Source organism: Pseudomonas rustica (genome assembly GCF_049959085.1).
GTDB lineage: Bacteria > Pseudomonadota > Gammaproteobacteria > Pseudomonadales > Pseudomonadaceae > Aquipseudomonas > Aquipseudomonas rustica.
The window spans coordinates 6,304,390-6,320,589 of the sequence record NZ_CP188200.1 but is presented as its reverse complement, the minus strand read 5'-3'; the positions used below and the strand labels follow the sequence as shown (position 1 = coordinate 6,320,589).

Below are 16,200 nucleotides of genomic sequence, written 5' to 3'. Positions count from 1 at the left end.
ATCTAGAATTCGCCGTCAACCCCTATTTGCAGCTTTACTCGGATTTCAGCGTAATCCGTGCAAATGCCTTCTTGCCTGCCTGGCAAACGTGAGTCGCACCCAGTACATATATAAAGGAGCGGTCGACCACCTCACCATCAACCCGCACACCACCGGACGCCAGCAAGTCGCGAGCCGCAGCCGAGTTCTTCACCAGGCCTGCCTTATTAAGGACAGCGGCGATCGGCATGTCTTCAGCAGAAGTCAGCTCGATCTCTGGCAGGTCATCCGGCAGCTCGCCATCCTTCATGCGATTGCCCGCCGCGCGATGAGCATTGGCCGCAGCCTCTTCACCGTGGAAGCGCGCAACGATTTCTTCAGCCAGCTTGATTTTGACGTCACGCGGATTGGCGCCTGCTTCTACATCAGCACGCAGCGCATTGATCTCGTCCATCGAGCGGAAGCTAAGCAGCTCGAAGTAACGCCACATCAATGCATCCGGGATCGAAACCAGTTTGCTGTACATGACGCCCGGCGCTTCCTGGATGCCGACGTAGTTGCCCAACGACTTGGACATCTTCTTCACGCCATCCAGACCTTCAAGCAGCGGCATGGTCAGAATGCATTGAGCTTCCTGACCGTAACCACGCTGAAGCTCGCGCCCCATCAGCAAGTTGAACTTCTGATCGGTACCGCCCAACTCAACGTCCGCACGCAAGGCCACCGAGTCGTAACCCTGAACCAGCGGATAGAGGAACTCGTGAATAGCGATCGGTTGATTGGTGGTGTAGCGCTTGTCGAAGTCATCGCGCTCAAGCATGCGAGCAACGGTGTACTGCGAAGTCAGACGAATGAAGTCCGCCGGCCCCATCTGGTCCATCCAGGTGGAGTTGAAGGCAACTTCGGTTTTCGCCGGATCGAGAATCTTGAACACCTGAGTCTTATAAGTCTCGGCGTTTTCCAGGACTTGCTCACGGGTCAACGGTGGGCGCGTGGCGCTCTTGCCGCTCGGATCACCGATCATCCCGGTGAAGTCACCGATAAGGAAGATCACCTGATGCCCCAGTTCCTGGAACTGGCGCAGCTTATTAATAAGCACCGTGTGACCCAAGTGCAGATCCGGAGCGGTCGGATCGAAACCAGCCTTGATACGCAGCGGTTGGCCGCGCTTGAGCTTCTCGATCAGCTCGGACTCGACCAATAGTTCTTCCGCACCACGTTTAATCAGCGCTAGCTGCTCTTCAACCGACTTCATAACAGACCCGCAAGGCTCAGATTCAAAGGGAACCAACCATACAAGATCGTGCACCAATTACAAGTTTTGCCCGGCGCACGGACACCAATCCACAAACGCGCTGTCTGTAGACTTGCTTAAGAGATGATTTGGTTATATTTTATACAGTTATTTCATCTTCATCATGTCATTCATCTTTTCCAATTCATCATATTTCAAAGTCAAAACTACTTATGACCACAGAACCGTCTAAAGCGCCTCCGCTTTACCCGAAGACCCACCTGCTCGCTGCAAGTGGAATCGCTGCCCTTCTCAGTCTGGCGCTCCTGGTATTCCCTTCCAGTGATGTTGAAGCCAAAAAGACGACCCTGAGTCTTGAACTGGAAAGTCCTGCTGAACAACTGACACAAGATCAAGACGCTGCTGACGCCGCTCAAGCCACAAATGAGCCTGTCAGCTCGCCATTTGCACAAATCGAAAACACTGACGAAAACGCACCGCAAACCGCCGAAACCGAGCCGGCACCTGCCCCGGCTGCAGAGAAAGCAAAGGCTGCCAGCCATCGCGAAGTCGTCGTCGCCAAGGGCGATACGCTGTCCACTTTGTTTGAAAAGGTCGGTCTGCCCGCCGCTTCCGTTCACGAAGTATTGGCCAGCGATAAACAAGCCAAACAGTTCAGCCAACTTAAGCACGGCCAGAAGCTCGAATTCGAATTGAACCCGGAAGGCCAACTGGCCAGCCTGCACAGCAAGGTCAGCGACGTAGAAACCATTACCCTGACCAAGAATGACAAGGGTTATGCCTTCAATCGGGTTACCGCAAAACCAACCGTACGCACCGCTTACGTACACGGCGTGATCAACAGCTCCCTATCTCAGTCCGCCGCCCGCGCCGGCCTCTCGCACAGCATGACCATGGACATGGCCAGCGTGTTTGGCTACGACGTCGACTTCGCTCAGGACATCCGTCAGGGCGATGAATTCGACGTGATCTATGAGCAAAAAGTGGTCAACGGCAAAGCCGTCGGCACTGGCCCGATCCTCTCTGCACGCTTTACCAACCGCGGCAAGACCTACACCGCCGTGCGTTACACCAACAAACAAGGCAACAGCAGCTACTACACCGCTGACGGCAACAGCATGCGCAAGGCGTTCATCCGTACGCCGGTGGACTTCGCCCGCATCAGCTCGAAGTTCTCTATGGGCCGCAAGCACCCGATCCTCAACAAGATCCGCGCCCACAAAGGCGTCGACTACGCAGCACCACGCGGTACGCCTATCAAGGCTGCCGGCGACGGTAAAGTACTGCTGGCCGGCCGCCGCGGCGGTTACGGCAACACCGTAATCATCCAGCACGGCAACACTTACCGTACCCTTTACGGCCACATGCAAGGCTTCGCTAAGGGCGTGAAAACCGGCGGTACCGTCAAGCAGGGCCAGGTGATCGGCTATATCGGCACCACCGGCCTGTCCACCGGCCCGCACTTGCACTATGAGTTCCAGGTCAACGGCGTCCACGTCGATCCGCTGGGCCAGAAGCTGCCAATGGCTGACCCGATCGCCAAAGCCGAGCGTGCTCGCTTCCTCGCGCAGAGCCAACCGCTGATGGCGCGCATGGATCAAGAGAAGGCCACCATGCTGGCTTCGAGCAAGCGTTAAGCCATGGCCCTTTATATCGGTGTGATGTCCGGAACCAGCCTCGACGGTCTGGACATTGCTCTGATTGAGCAGACCTCGGCGATCAAACTGATCGCCACGCACTACATTCCCATGCCTGAATCCCTGCGCGCCGAGCTGCTTGGCTTGTGCGCCAGCGGCCCCGACGAAATCGCCCGTTCGGCGATTGCCCAGCAACACTGGGTGAAGCTCGCCGCGCAGGGTATTCATACTCTCCTCGATCAGCAGCAACTCAAACCCGAAGCCATTCGTGCGATCGGCAGCCACGGCCAGACCATTCGCCACGAACCGGCGCGCGGCTTCACGGTGCAGATCGGCAACCCTGCCCTGCTCACCGAATTGACCGGCATTACCGTGGTCAGCGACTTCCGCAGCCGCGATGTCGCCGCCGGCGGCCAGGGTGCGCCGCTGGTTCCGGCCTTCCATGAAGCTTTGTTCGAAGAGCGTACCGGTAACCAGGCAGTCTTGAATGTCGGCGGTTTCAGCAATCTCAGTCTGATAGAGCCGACCAAGCCTGTAGCCGGTTTCGACTGTGGCCCTGGGAATGTTCTGATGGACGCCTGGATTCAGCAGCAACGCGGTGAAAACTACGACCGTAATGGCGAATGGGCGAGATCAGGCGCTGTTGCGCCAACCCTGTTGCAGGCGCTGCTCAGCGATCCGTTCTTCGTCACCAAAGGCCCGAAAAGCACCGGTCGCGAAGTGTTCAACCTGCCTTGGCTGGAGCAACACTTGTCACGGTTGCCGGCCTTCGCTGCGGAAAACGTGCAGGCCACGCTGCTTGAACTGACTGCGCTGACCATCATCGAGTCGCTGCAAAGCGCTCAGTCCGACACCCAAGAGTTGTTGGTCTGTGGCGGTGGCGCGCATAACGCCACATTGATGAAGCGCTTGGCCGCCCTACTGCCTAACGCAACCGTAGCCAGCACTGCCACTCACGGCGTTGATCCGGACTGGGTTGAAGCCATGGCCTTCGCCTGGCTCGCTCATTGCTGCCTCGAAGGCATCGCCGCCAACCGCCCGAGCGTCACCGGCGCTCGCGGTCTTCGCGTCTTGGGCGCCATCTACCCGGCCTGATCAAACCGCACACAGCAAAACGCCGCAGAACCGAAAGGCTCTGCGGCGTTTTGTTATCTGAAACGAAGAGGCGTCAGATCGAGAACGAAGAACCGCAACCACAGGTCGTGGTGGCGTTCGGGTTCTTGATCACGAAGCGCGAACCTTCCAGACCTTCCTGGTAATCCACTTCAGCACCGGCCAGGTACTGGAAGCTCATCGGATCAACCACCAGACTCACGCCTTCGCGCTCGACGATGGTGTCGTCCTCGGCCACGTCTTCATCGAAGGTGAAACCGTATTGAAACCCTGAACAACCGCCGCCCGTAACGAATACGCGCAGCTTCAAGCGATCATTCCCCTCTTCATCGACCAGGCTCTTCACCTTGTGCGCGGCACCGTGGGTGAATTGCAAAGCCGTGGGGGTGAAGGATTCGACGCTCATGCTGACTATCTCCCGGCGTTACGCCGCCATAATGCGTGATGACGCGCATTATCCGCTTCTCCTAGAAAATCGGTCAACTATTAGAGGAGCAGCGGCAAGATTCAAGCTGCGAGCTTCAAGCTTGCGGCTCTCAACTTGAAGCTTGTAGCTGCTCTTATGGCAGCATACCGGCATGAGACAGGCCGAAGCGCTCGTCCAGCCCGAACAGGATGTTCATATTCTGCACCGCTTGGCCCGACGCGCCTTTGACCAGGTTGTCGATCACCGACAACACCACCACCAGATCGCCATCCTGTGGACGGTGCACCGCGATGCGGCAGACATTGGCGCCACGCACGCTGCGGGTTTCCGGATGACTACCGGCTGGCATCACGTCGACGAACGGTTCGTTGGCATAACGCTTTTCGAACAGAGCCTGCAGATCCACCGAACGATCAACCACGGTCGCGTAGAGCGTGGAATGAATGCCACGAATCATCGGCGTCAGGTGCGGAACGAAGGTCAGGCCGACATCCTTGCCCGCTGCGCGACGCAGACCCTGGCGAATTTCCGGCAGGTGACGGTGACCTTTTACCGCGTACGCCTTCATGCTTTCCGACGTCTCGGAGTACAACGAGCCTACAGCCGCACCGCGACCGGCGCCGCTGACACCGGATTTACAGTCGGCGATTAGCATCGATGTGTTGGCCAAACCAGCTTCAAGCAAAGGCAGGAAACCCAGCTGCGTCGCGGTCGGATAGCAACCCGGCACCGCGATCAGACGAGCTTTCTTGATCTGCTCGCGATTGACTTCCGGCAGACCGTAAACCGCTTCGTCCAGCAGTTCAGGCGCGCCGTGCGGCTGGCCGTACCACTTGGCCCACTCTTCCGCGTCTTGCAGACGGAAGTCCGCCGACAGGTCGATGACCTTGGTGCCCGCTGCCAGCAGTTCGCCCGCCAGTGCGTGAGCCACACCGTGCGGCGTGGCGAAGAACACCACGTCGCAAGCGCCGAGGGTTTTGATGTCCGGCACGCTGAAGGCCAGGCCGTCGTAGTGGCCGCGCAGGTTCGGGTACATATCAGCCACGGCCAGACCGGCCTCGGATCGGGAAGTGATCACAACCACTTCTGCCTGCGGATGCTGTGCCAACAGACGCAGCAATTCGACACCGGTGTAACCCGTGCCGCCGACGATACCGACCTTGACCATAACCTGCCCTCAAAGAACCCACTGGAAAGCCGTCGATAATAGGGGCCGCGCGGCCCTGCGACAACCGTCAAGGTGACGTGCGGACGCTCAAGCCTCTACTATCCGGGTACCGTGAACCTGGAATAACTAAAAATGCTCTATTTATGGATAAAAGCTTTTCACATTGTCAGCGTCGTTTGCTGGTTTGCCGGACTCTTCTACTTGCCGCGACTGTTCGTGTATCACGCGCAAAGCGAAGACACGATCAGCAAAGAACGCTTCAGCGTCATGGAGCGCAAGTTGTACCGCGGCATCATGGGCCCGGCGATGATTGCCACGCTGATCTTCGGCGGCTGGCTGATCTACCTCAATCCGAGCATCTTCAGCATGGGCGGCTGGATTCACGCCAAACTGACTCTGGTCGTTTTGCTGATCGGCTACCACCACATGTGCGGCGCGCAGGTAAAACGTTTCGCCCGTGGCGAAAACACCCGCAGCCATGTCTTTTATCGCTGGTTCAATGAAGTGCCGGTTCTGATATTGCTGGCTATTGTAATTCTGGTCGTGGTCAAGCCGTTCTAACTTCAACAAGAACAGATCTTTGGGGTATTCATCATGTCGCTGCCCGCTTTGCTCGAACAACGTCTGCGTCTGCCCGTAGTGGCAGCGCCGATGTTTCTGATTTCCAACCCTGAGTTGGTGCTCGCCTGCTGCCGTAATGGCGTAGTCGGCAGTTTCCCCGCGTTGAACCAACGCGAAAGCAGCGGCTTCAAAGCGTGGCTGGAACAGATCGAAGCGGGCCTTGCGACACTGGAGAACCCCGCGCCCTACGCAGTGAACCTGATCGTACACAACAGCAATCCGCGCTTGCAGGCGGATCTGAACATCTGCGTCGAACACAAAGTGCCGATCGTCATCACCAGCCTCGGCGCGGTGAAGGAGTTGGTCGACGCGGTACACAGTTATGGTGGCCTGGTCTTCCATGACGTCACCACGCGCCGGCATGCCGAGAAAGCGGCCGAGGCCGGGGTCGATGGTTTGATCGCGGTCGCCGCCGGCGCCGGGGGCCATGCCGGTACCTGGAGTCCGTTTGCGCTGATCGCCGAGATCCGTGAATTCTTCGACAAGACGCTATTGCTTGCAGGATGTTTGAACCACGGCCATGAGATTCTCGCCGCACAACTGCTCGGCGCGGATTTGGCCTACTTCGGTACGCGATTTATCGGCACCACTGAAAGTCATGCGCCTGACGCTTACAAGGAGATGCTCCTGACAGCCAAGGCTGCGGACATCATTCATACTCCAGCGGTGTCAGGGGTTCCGGCCAGCTTCATGCGCCAGAGCCTACAAGCCGCCGGTTTCGATACGGCTGCCCTGCAAGGCAAGGGCGAAGTGAATTTTGGCGACAAGCTCAAGCCGATCAATGACGAGGCCAAGGCCTGGAAGACCGTATGGTCTGCCGGTCAAGGTGTCGGGCAGATCGCTGACCTGCCGAGTGTCGATCAGTTGATCGCACGTCTCGACGCCGAGTATCGTCAGGCGCAGGAGCGCGCTGCACAGCTACCGCTACGCTGGCCTCGCCAATAAAAACAGGCCAGTCGCCCGTTGACTGGCCTTACACTGCTGACCTCAATCATTCGCGACAAGGATGCCTCGGCCATGAGCGACCCCCGTTACAAGATCGTTTTCGACGGTGCTCTACAGCCCGGTGTCGATATCACGACCGCCAAACTCAATCTGGCGAATCTATTCAAAAGCGATGTGGCCGCCATTGAGCGCCTCTTCAATGGCAGCGTCGTCGCCCTCAAACGTGATCTTTCCCACAGCGATGCGCAGACGTACCTGCAAGCGCTGAACAAAACCGGGATTGATGCGCGCATTGAAAATGAAACCGCTATCGAGCTGAACCTCAATGACGTCCACGAGCACGCTCCCGCCGTGGCCGAACCTGATTCCCCTTATGCACCGCCGCGTGCCAGCGTCGGCGAAAGCCTGCCGGCCTTCGCAACGCTCAAGCCGTTTGGGGTCGAAGGCCGGATCGGTCGTCTGCGTTTTCTCGCCTGGACAATGGTGCTCGGCCTGGTGACGCTACCGATTGTGGGTGTGTTCGCACTGATCGCCTTGGGGCTGGTCAGCGGCGAATCGACCACTGGCTTGATCATCGGCGGGATTCTCGCCTTCTTTTTGTTCCTCGGCTTTTTCATCGTCAGCATTCTATTCAGCGTTCAGCGCCTGCACGATATCGGCTGGTCGGGCTGGCTCTGGTTGCTCAACCTGGTGCCGGTAGTGGGGAGTTTCTTCCCGCTGGTGATCATGGTCGTGCCGGGCAATACCGGCGCCAACCGCTACGGCCCGCCACCGCCACCGAACAGCACAGCGGTTAAAGTCCTGTGCTCGTTGTGGATCGTGTTCTTCGCGCTGATCTTTGTCGGTGGAATATTCGGCGGGTTCTCGGCCGTCCAGGACGAATATGAAAGCAACCTCGAAAGCAGCTACCAAAGCGGTTCAGTGACCACCGATGAAATCGACGTCGAGGTCGAACCCGCAGCGAATTCCGCCGACGAGGCAGCCGAACCGGCGCAGGCCCCTGTAGACTCTGCGAAAGAATGAACAGCGCTCCCCGCCGTGACACCCGCGTCGCCGGCGCGGAGCTGTTGCGATGGAGAATTGCATGACCCGTTACGCTCTGATCACCGGCGCCTCCAGCGGCATCGGCCTGGCCATGGCCGAAGCTCTGGCCCGGCGCGGCCGCAGCCTGATTCTGGTGGCTCGACAGCGTGATCAGCTGGAAAGCATTGCGATCGAATTGACCCAGCGCTTCGGCGTCGAAGTGTTGTTCCGCGCCTGCGATCTCGGCGAGCCGTTGCGCTTGTCCGGTTTTCTGTTGGAGCTGGAAGAAGGTGACCGGCAGATTGATCTGCTGGTGAACTGTGCGGGTATCGGCACTTGCGGCCCGTTCCTCGCGCAGGACTGGATGACCGAGCAGGATCTGATTGAAGTGAACATCCTCGCCCTCACCCGCCTCTGCCATGCGATCGGTAACAGCATGGCGCTGCAAGGTGGCGGGCAGATTCTCAACGTCGCTTCGGTGGCGGCGTTCAATCCCGGCCCGTGGATGAGCACTTACTTCGCCAGCAAGGCTTATGTGCTGCACTTTTCCGAAGCGCTGCGGGTCGAGCTGAAAAAGTGCGCGGTCAAAGTCTCGGTGCTCTGCCCCGGCCCGACGCGTACTGCCTTCTTCCGTACCGCACAGCTGAACACGGAAAAGCTCAACGGCAGCAATTTGCTGATGAGCCCCGAGGAAGTCGCGCTGTACACCGTGCGCGCCCTCGACAAAAACCGCGCGATCATCATTCCGGGGCGCCGCAACCGCTGGTTCGCGTTCCTGCCGCGACTGGGTTCGCGCTGGCTTAACCGCACGATTGTCGGCATGGTTAACAAAGCTTACTGCCCGCGCTGAAGCAGCATGATTCAACGCGGTACACTCGATTCAGCCCAAACAACGGAGAAAACAGCAGTGGATACTCTGTTCACCAAGATCATCAACCGGGAAATCCCGGCCAAGATCATTTACGAGGACGACCAGGTTCTGGCCTTCCACGACATCGCCCCTCAGGCACCGGTGCATTTTCTGGTGATCCCGAAGAAACCGGTGCGCACCCTCAATGAACTGACCGAAGACGACAAGGCTTTGGCCGGGCACATCCTGTTCACTGCGCAGCGTCTGGCACTGGAACTGGGTTGCGAGGACGGCTTCCGCGTGGTGATGAACTGCAATGAAAAAGGTGGCCAGACGGTTTACCACATTCATATGCATGTACTTGGTCAGCGCCAGATGAACTGGCCGCCGGGCTAAGATTCACCGACCAGGCCTGCGGTTTGTCACCTGTAGGAGCTGCCGAAGGCTGCGATCTTTTGATCTTCGAGGTAGCAAAACAAGATCAAAAGATCGCAGCCTTCGGCAGCTCCTACATAAAGCCCCCCAGTACATCCAGCACATAAAGCGCATCCCGCGTGGCTGATGACCCAGCGCAAACCTTCCCCGGCCGATTCGGTTAAACTGGCCGCCGAGATTCTTCCCGGAGGTCAGCATGACTACCCAACGTCACTACTCGCCGATTGACCGTCTTCTGCTGCAAGCCGATGCCGCGATGCGTACCCTGCTGCCCTCCAGTGGCCAGCCGTACCGTCCGTCGCCAGCGATCTTGCAGCCGGACACGCAGATGAGCGACGAAGACACCCGCCACGTCGCCGGTCTGATGCGCATCAACCATACCGGTGAAGTCTGCGCCCAGGCGTTGTACCAAGGACAAGCGCTGACCGCCAAGTTGCCGCAAGTGCGCGCAGCCATGGAGCACGCGGCTGAAGAAGAGATTGATCATCTGGTCTGGTGCGAACAGCGCATTCACCAGTTGGGCAGCCATACCAGTGTGCTCAATCCGCTGTTTTATGGGATGTCGTTCGGGATTGGTGCGGTGGCCGGGTTGATCAGCGACAAAGTGAGTCTGGGCTTTGTGGCGGCGACGGAGCACCAGGTGTGTAAACACTTGAATGAACATCTGGAGCAATTGCCGGCGGAGGACGAGAAGTCCCGGGCGATTCTGGAGCAGATGCGTATTGATGAAGAGCATCATGCGGAGAGTGCGCTGGAGGCTGGAGGGTTTCGTTTTCCGGCGCCGGTGAAGTTCGGGATGAGTATTTTGGCTAAGGTGATGACCAAGAGTACTTATCGGATTTGAGAGATGTATTGCTATATAGGGCCCCTTCGCGAGCAGGCTCGCTCCTACAGGGGGCTTTGTTTCAGTAATAAAAAAGGCGACTGTCCTGAGACAGTCGCCTTTTTTTGTGTGCGGGAATCTTAGGTCGGCATGTTGCGCGCGTAGAAGATTTCCAGCATTTCGTGTTTCACCCGGTCGGTCACCTGAGCACGCTGCTCGGAGGACAGGCTACTGGTCGCGTCGCCGAACAGGTAGTTATCCAGTTCGAAGTTCTTCAGCAGCATTTTGGTGTGGAACAGGTTTTCCTGGTACACGTTCACGTCGGTCATCTGGTACGCGTCGCGAGTGTCTTCGGAGAGGTAGTTCTGGATCGAGTTGATCTCGTGGTCGATGAAGTGCTTGTTGCCTTCAACGTCACGGGTGAAGCCGCGCACACGATAATCCACAGTCACGATGTCCGAATCGAACTGGTGAATGAGGAAATTGAGCGCTTTCAGCGGTGAGATGACACCACACGTCGACACGTCGATGTCCACACGGAACGTGGCAATACCGTCGTCCGGATGAATTTCCGGATAGGTGTGCACCGTGATGTGGCTCTTGTCGAGGTGGGCCAGGATAATTTCGGGCAACGGGCCCGGCGATTCTTCGATCTGGCTGTCGGTCGGGGTGACCGGCTCTTCAGAGATCAGAATCGTGACGCTGGCGCCCTGGGGTTCATAGTCCTGACTCGCGATGTTCAGGATGTTGGCACCAATGATATCGACAACTTCCGTGAGGATCTGCGTCAGACGTTTCGCGTTGTACTCTTTATTGATGTACTCGACGTACGCCTGCTGGTCTTGCGGGGTTTCCGCGTAGCAGATGTCATAGATGTTGAAGCTCAAGGTCTTTGTCAGGTTATTGAACCCGTGGAGCTTGAGTTTGCTTTTCACCGTTAAAAACTCTCTATGTATGCGGCGCAGCCGCGTGATCAAGCATGCCCGTCAAGTGCGAACAACGCACCTGCGTAGGACGGTTAACACCTCTTCGCGATGGCGATTTTGGTTATCTGTTCAGGCGGATGATCCGTCGGTTGACCGATCACTGCCCTGAAAAAAGTGGCGCATTATGCAGACGTCAGCGGGGGATCGCCAGAGTCTGCACTGCTTTTATGATAGTTGAATGTCGCTTCAACCGAGTTCGACGATTTCGTAATCGTGGGTGATGGCCACGCCAGCGGCGCCGAGCATGATCGAGGCCGAGCAATATTTCTCGGCGGACAGTTCGATCGCGCGTTTGACCTGGGCTTCTTTCAAGCCACGGCCCTTGACCACGAAATGCATGTGAATCTTGGTGAACACTTTCGGATCTTCAGTCGCGCGCTCGGCTTCGAGGAAGGCTTCGCAGCTTTCCACGGCCTGACGCGACTTCTTCAGAATGCTGACCACGTCGAAATTGCTGCAACCGCCCACACCGAGCAGGAGCATTTCCATCGGGCGAACACCCAGGTTACGACCACCGGCGTCCGGCGGACCGTCCATCACCACGACATGACCGCTGCCGGATTCGCCGAGGAACATGGCTTCGCCAGCCCATTGGATGCGTGCCTTCATCGCCAAGACTCCACTGTAGAAAAAAGGGTCGCCAGCTTAGCACGGGCATTGTGCCGCCAGCGCGCGCCGTTCCTAGGACGGATGCGTCTACGACGTAGGTAATTTCTCGAATTTGCGACGAAGTGTCTGTTAAGCTGGCGCCAATTCGCTGGCGCCCATGCCAGCTGTGCAGCGACCGCCTTCAGCGCCTCATAAAAAAACCAAACATCACCGTGCAGTCTTTTCGGGATACAACCATGGTTGCTATTACCCCCACACCCAAAATCAAGAACCTCGACAAGCTGCTGATGCATTGTCAGCGCCGTCGTCATGCGGCCAAGAGCAACATCATCTGCGCCGGCGACCGTTCCGATACGTTGTATTTCATCATCAAGGGTTCGGTGACGATCCTGATCGAGGATGACGACGGCCGCGAAATGATCATTGCCTACCTTAATGCCGGGGATTTCTTCGGTGAGTTGGGCCTGTTCGAGCAAGCCGGTCAGGAGCAGGAACGCAGCGCCTGGGTGCGCGCCAAGGTTGAATGCGAGATCGCGGAAATCAGTTACACCAAGTTCCGCGAATTGTCGCAGCAGGATCCAGACATTCTTTACGTCCTCGGCGGACAAATCGCACAACGCCTGCGCAACACCACGCGCAAGGTCGGCGATCTGGCGTTCTTTGATGTAACCGGTCGCGTAGCGCGTTGCCTGCTGGAGTTGTGCAAACAGCCAGACGCAATGACCCACCCGGACGGCATGCAGATCAAAGTGACGCGTCAGGAAATCGGCCGGATTGTCGGCTGTTCACGGGAGATGGTCGGTCGCGTGCTCAAGGATCTTGAGGAACGCAACCTGGTCGATGTGAAAGGCAAAACCATGGTGGTTTTCGGTACGCGCTAAACGTACATCTGCGCCAGCATCAAACGAAACAGCTCATCGAGACGCGCCAAGGCCTGTGGCGCGTTGAATTTCTCATGCAAAGCGATGTGGCTTTGCGCCCTCACCCGCTGCTCCAGGCCGCACGCTTCGTTGAAGCGATTGACCGCTGCAACCATCGATTCGCGCTCGTCATCCATCAGCATCGCCCCGTGCACCAGACCGACCGGCCGTTGTCCGCCCTGACTCTGGCGCCAGCGCTGGGCGGTGCCGACCATTTTGCGACCGTCGAGATTGACGTTGAAACGACCGTCGCAGAATGCGCCGTCGATTTCGCCCAAGGAAGACGTGCCACCCAACTCATCGAGCAACTGACAGATCGGATCGCAGAGACGGCGATAGCCGGTTTCGATGCGGTTCAGGTCGCCTTCGCTGCGCGGTGGTGCGTAGACCAACGCGATGTTGATGGTGGCGGCGGATTGCGGGACGGGCTCGCCGCCGGTTTCACGCAGCAGGACTGGCCAGCCGGCGGCGGCGGAGACTTCGCAGGCGTGGTCGAATGCGGGCAGACGGTTGAGGCGGCGTGGCATCACCAACGCGCGATCGCTGGGTTGCCAGAATAGAAGGCCGAATTCGGAGTCGCCGGCGCAGACCGAGGCCAGCAAGTCTTGTTCGGCCTGGAGGCCGGCTTCGATGGTCAGGGGGGTTGGCAGCGACATTGAGAACTCCGGCAGATCTGAAATCTTTAGGGATTTTGAGGGCCTCTTCGCGAGCAGGCTCGCTCCCACAGGGGAAATGCATTCCAATGTGGGAGCGAGCCTGCTCGCGAATGAGGCCGACTCGGTCAGTCCAAGGTCGAACCGCTGATCGAGGTGCCACGCTCCGGGAAGAACAGGCGCTGCAGTTCAGTGCCCGGGTTTTCCGCGCGCATGAACGCTTCGCCGACCAGGAACGAATACACGTCGCTGATTTCCATCAGCTCGACATCGGCACGGTTGAGGATTCCGCTCTCGGTGATCACCAACCGGTCGCGCGGAATACGCGGCAACAGGTCGAGCGTCACTTCGAGGCTGACGTCGAAGGTGTGCAGGTTACGGTTGTTGACCCCGACCAACGGCGTGTCGAGGGTTTTCAACGCGCGCTCCAGCTCATCGCCGTCGTGCACTTCAACCAACACATCGAGACCGACGCTTTTGGCGACAGCGGCCAGCTCGGCCATTTTCACGTCATCCAGTGCGGAGACGATCAACAGCACGCAGTCGGCGCCCAACGCGCGGGCTTCGACGATCTGGTACGGATCGATCATGAAGTCCTTGCGGATCACCGGCAGACTGCACGCGGCTCGCGCCTGTTGCAGATAAGCATCGGCGCCCTGGAAGTAATCGATGTCGGTCAGCACGGACAGGCAGGTCGCCCCGCCCTTCTCGTAGCTTTTGGCGATGTCGGCGGGAACGAAGTTCTCGCGGATCACGCCTTTGCTCGGCGAAGCCTTTTTGATTTCGGCAATCACCGCTGGCTGCTTTTTCTTCGCTTGCGCCAGCAGCGCGTTGGCGAAACCGCGTGGTGCATCGGCCGCCTTGGCCAGACTTTCCAGCTCACTCAGGCTGACGCGGGCGCTACGCTCGGCAACTTCCTGAACTTTGCGGGCCAGAATGTTTTCCAGAACCGTCGGTACACTCATCCCTCATTCTCCACTCTGAATACCGCGGTAAAGGCACCCAGCTCCTCGAGTTTTTCCCGAGCGAGGCCGGTGTGCAAGGCGTCGTGCGCGAGCTCCACGCCCTGTTTCAAACTACTCGCCACGTCGGCGGCGTACAGCGCGGCACCGGCGTTGAGCACAATCATCTCGGCGGCTTTCTGGCCGTTCTCGGTTTTGCGCTTGCCGAGGGCATCGCGGATCAGCGCCAGCGACGCTTCCGGGCCGTCGACCGACAGACCGTGCAGGCTCTGGCTCTTCATGCCGAGATCTTCCGGCTCGACCCAATACTCAGTGATTTCGTTGTTCTTCAGCTCGGCGACAAAGGTCGGCGCGGCGAGACTGAACTCGTCCAGACCGTCCTTCGAATGCACCACCAGCACGTGCTTGCTGCCCAGACGCTGCAACACTTCAGCCAATGGCCGGCACAGTGCCTTGTTGAACACGCCCACTACCTGATGCTTAACACCGGCCGGATTCGTAAGCGGGCCGAGCATGTTGAACAACGTACGCAGACCGAGATCGCGGCGCGGGCCGGCGGCGTACTTCATGGCTTTGTGGTGGGTCTGGGCGAACATGAAGCCGATGCCGACGTTGTCGATGCAACGCGCAACCTGCACCGGCGTCAGGTTCAGATAAATGCCGGCAGCTTCGAGCAAGTCGGCACTGCCGCTTTTACCCGAGACCGCACGGTTACCGTGTTTGGCCACGGTGCAACCGGCTGCCGCGACAACAAAGGAAGAAGCCGTCGACACGTTGAAGATGTTCGCACCGTCACCGCCGGTGCCGACCACATCGACCACGCCGTCGAGAGTTTTCAGTTCAACCTGATCGGCCAACTCACGCATCACCGACACGGCGCCGACGATCTCGTCGATGCTCTCGCTCTTCATGCGCATGGCCATCATGAACGCGCCAATCTGCGCGTCGCTGCATTGGCCGGTCATGATTTCGCGCATCACATCGCGCATTTCATCGGTGCTGAGATCGAGGTGTTCGACGATACGGCTCAGGGCTGTCTTGATATTCATGGGAAGTCCTTAGCGCGTGCCGCCGGTTTGTTTGAGGAAGTTGGCAAACAGTTCATGACCCTGCTCGGTCAGGATCGACTCGGGGTGGAACTGTACGCCCTCAATGTTCAGGGTCTTGTGACGCAGGCCCATGATTTCGTCGACCGAACCGTCGTCGTGTTGCGTCCACGCGGTCAGTTCCAGGCAATCGGGCAAAGTATCGTGCTTGACGATCAGCGAGTGGTAGCGGGTAACCGTCAGCGGATGATTCAGGCCTTGGAAAACGCCCTTGTCCTCGTGGAATACCGGGCTAGTCTTACCGTGCATCACTTGGCGGGCGCGGACTACATCGCCACCAAAAGCCTGGCCGATCGATTGGTGGCCAAGGCAGACACCGAGGATCGGCAGTTTGCCGGCGAAGTGCTTGATGGCTTCGATGGAGATGCCGGCTTCGGTCGGGGTGCAAGGGCCTGGGGAGACGACGATGCGCTCGGGTTTCAGCGCTTCGATTTCGGCGACGGTCAATTCGTCGTTGCGCACGACTTTCACCTCGGCACCCAGCTCGCCGAGGTATTGCACAACGTTGTAAGTAAAGGAGTCGTAGTTGTCGATCATCAGCAACATGGCGATTCGAACCTCTTGAATTCTGACTTGGAGACAGCCTTCAGATGACTTGCCCGCAGGGCACTGCACGATGTCGGACGCAGGTGGACGCGTCGGCACAGCGGCATTTCAAACAGGCAAGGAAGGCAAAGCGATACAGATC

18 protein-coding genes are annotated in these 16,200 nt (G+C 58.3%); 9 read left to right on the top strand and 9 right to left on the bottom strand.

Going from position 1 to position 16,200, the window contains the following annotated elements; all coding sequences use genetic code 11:
• Window positions 1-34: 34 nt before the first annotated feature.
• On the bottom strand, window positions 35-1,234 hold the full coding sequence (gene tyrS / locus ACP3TY_RS28670; RefSeq protein ID WP_426619026.1) for a tyrosine--tRNA ligase: 1,200 nt from the start codon (window positions 1,232-1,234) through the stop codon (window positions 35-37).
• A gap of 212 nt (window positions 1,235-1,446) precedes the next feature.
• Between tyrS and ACP3TY_RS28665 the strand changes: the two genes are divergently transcribed.
• Entirely contained in the window at window positions 1,447-2,871 is a 1,425-nt protein-coding gene (locus ACP3TY_RS28665) for a peptidoglycan DD-metalloendopeptidase family protein (protein ID WP_426619025.1), read from the top strand.
• A 3-nt stretch (window positions 2,872-2,874) separates the two neighbouring features.
• Entirely contained in the window at window positions 2,875-3,966 is a 1,092-nt protein-coding gene (locus ACP3TY_RS28660) for an anhydro-N-acetylmuramic acid kinase (RefSeq protein WP_426619024.1), read from the top strand.
• Between the two features lie 73 nt (window positions 3,967-4,039).
• On the opposite strand, the gene erpA is transcribed toward ACP3TY_RS28660, so the two are convergent.
• Both erpA and argC read right to left on the bottom strand, forming a co-directional pair.
• The gene (gene erpA / locus ACP3TY_RS28655) at window positions 4,040-4,390 is read right to left on the bottom strand and encodes an iron-sulfur cluster insertion protein ErpA (RefSeq protein WP_008077999.1); all 351 of its coding nucleotides are present in this window, start codon (window positions 4,388-4,390) and stop codon (window positions 4,040-4,042) included.
• Between the two features lie 154 nt (window positions 4,391-4,544).
• Window positions 4,545-5,579, bottom strand: a complete 1,035-nt coding sequence (argC, locus tag ACP3TY_RS28650) for an N-acetyl-gamma-glutamyl-phosphate reductase (protein WP_053124345.1) — start codon at window positions 5,577-5,579, stop codon at window positions 4,545-4,547.
• Between the two features lie 132 nt (window positions 5,580-5,711).
• Here argC and hemJ point away from each other — a divergent pair, with 132 nt between their 5' ends.
• The 6 genes from hemJ (at window position 5,712) to coq7 (ending at window position 10,297) form a co-directional block, all read left to right on the top strand.
• A complete protein-coding gene (gene hemJ / locus ACP3TY_RS28645) occupies window positions 5,712-6,140 on the top strand; it encodes a protoporphyrinogen oxidase HemJ (protein ID WP_053124346.1) in 429 nt (142 codons plus the stop codon).
• A gap of 33 nt (window positions 6,141-6,173) precedes the next feature.
• Entirely contained in the window at window positions 6,174-7,145 is a 972-nt protein-coding gene (locus ACP3TY_RS28640) for an NAD(P)H-dependent flavin oxidoreductase (protein ID WP_426619023.1), read from the top strand.
• A gap of 72 nt (window positions 7,146-7,217) precedes the next feature.
• Window positions 7,218-8,168, top strand: a complete 951-nt coding sequence (locus ACP3TY_RS28635; protein ID WP_053124349.1) for a DUF805 domain-containing protein — start codon at window positions 7,218-7,220, stop codon at window positions 8,166-8,168.
• Between the two features lie 61 nt (window positions 8,169-8,229).
• Window positions 8,230-9,018: an SDR family NAD(P)-dependent oxidoreductase gene (locus ACP3TY_RS28630; protein ID WP_212550053.1), complete on the top strand. Its 789-nt coding sequence runs from the start codon at window positions 8,230-8,232 to the stop codon at window positions 9,016-9,018.
• A gap of 57 nt (window positions 9,019-9,075) precedes the next feature.
• Window positions 9,076-9,414, top strand: coding sequence for a histidine triad nucleotide-binding protein (locus ACP3TY_RS28625; RefSeq protein WP_426619022.1), 339 nt, complete (start codon window positions 9,076-9,078; stop codon window positions 9,412-9,414).
• A gap of 235 nt (window positions 9,415-9,649) precedes the next feature.
• Complete coding sequence (coq7, locus tag ACP3TY_RS28620; protein ID WP_053124355.1) at window positions 9,650-10,297, top strand: 2-polyprenyl-3-methyl-6-methoxy-1,4-benzoquinone monooxygenase; 648 nt, start codon at window positions 9,650-9,652, stop codon at window positions 10,295-10,297.
• A 119-nt stretch (window positions 10,298-10,416) separates the two neighbouring features.
• Here the strand turns inward: coq7 and speD are convergent, their stop codons facing one another.
• A complete protein-coding gene (speD, locus tag ACP3TY_RS28615) occupies window positions 10,417-11,211 on the bottom strand; it encodes an adenosylmethionine decarboxylase (RefSeq protein WP_053124357.1) in 795 nt (264 codons plus the stop codon).
• Between the two features lie 237 nt (window positions 11,212-11,448).
• Window positions 11,449-11,871 carry an OsmC family protein gene (locus tag ACP3TY_RS28610; RefSeq protein WP_003228794.1) on the bottom strand — a complete coding sequence of 141 codons (423 nt, stop codon included), beginning with the start codon at window positions 11,869-11,871 and terminating at the stop codon, window positions 11,449-11,451.
• A gap of 236 nt (window positions 11,872-12,107) precedes the next feature.
• On the opposite strand from ACP3TY_RS28610, the gene crp reads away from it, so the two are divergent.
• Window positions 12,108-12,752: a cAMP-activated global transcriptional regulator CRP gene (gene crp, locus ACP3TY_RS28605; RefSeq protein WP_212544979.1), complete on the top strand. Its 645-nt coding sequence runs from the start codon at window positions 12,108-12,110 to the stop codon at window positions 12,750-12,752.
• Here crp and ACP3TY_RS28600 read toward each other — a convergent pair.
• From ACP3TY_RS28600 to ACP3TY_RS28585, 4 genes are all read right to left on the bottom strand, one after another.
• The gene (locus ACP3TY_RS28600) at window positions 12,749-13,447 is read right to left on the bottom strand and encodes a lipoate--protein ligase family protein (protein WP_426619021.1); all 699 of its coding nucleotides are present in this window, start codon (window positions 13,445-13,447) and stop codon (window positions 12,749-12,751) included. The genes crp and ACP3TY_RS28600 overlap by 4 nt on opposite strands.
• 125 nt (window positions 13,448-13,572) lie before the next feature.
• The gene (gene trpC, locus ACP3TY_RS28595) at window positions 13,573-14,409 is read right to left on the bottom strand and encodes an indole-3-glycerol phosphate synthase TrpC (protein ID WP_053124365.1); all 837 of its coding nucleotides are present in this window, start codon (window positions 14,407-14,409) and stop codon (window positions 13,573-13,575) included.
• The gene (trpD, locus tag ACP3TY_RS28590; protein ID WP_150793331.1) at window positions 14,406-15,455 is read right to left on the bottom strand and encodes an anthranilate phosphoribosyltransferase; all 1,050 of its coding nucleotides are present in this window, start codon (window positions 15,453-15,455) and stop codon (window positions 14,406-14,408) included. The genes trpC and trpD overlap by 4 nt, the downstream gene beginning before the upstream one ends.
• 9 nt (window positions 15,456-15,464) lie before the next feature.
• Window positions 15,465-16,058 (bottom strand): aminodeoxychorismate/anthranilate synthase component II, encoded by a 594-nt coding sequence (locus ACP3TY_RS28585; protein WP_034155101.1) that lies wholly within the window; start codon window positions 16,056-16,058, stop codon window positions 15,465-15,467.
• Window positions 16,059-16,200 lie beyond the last annotated feature (142 nt).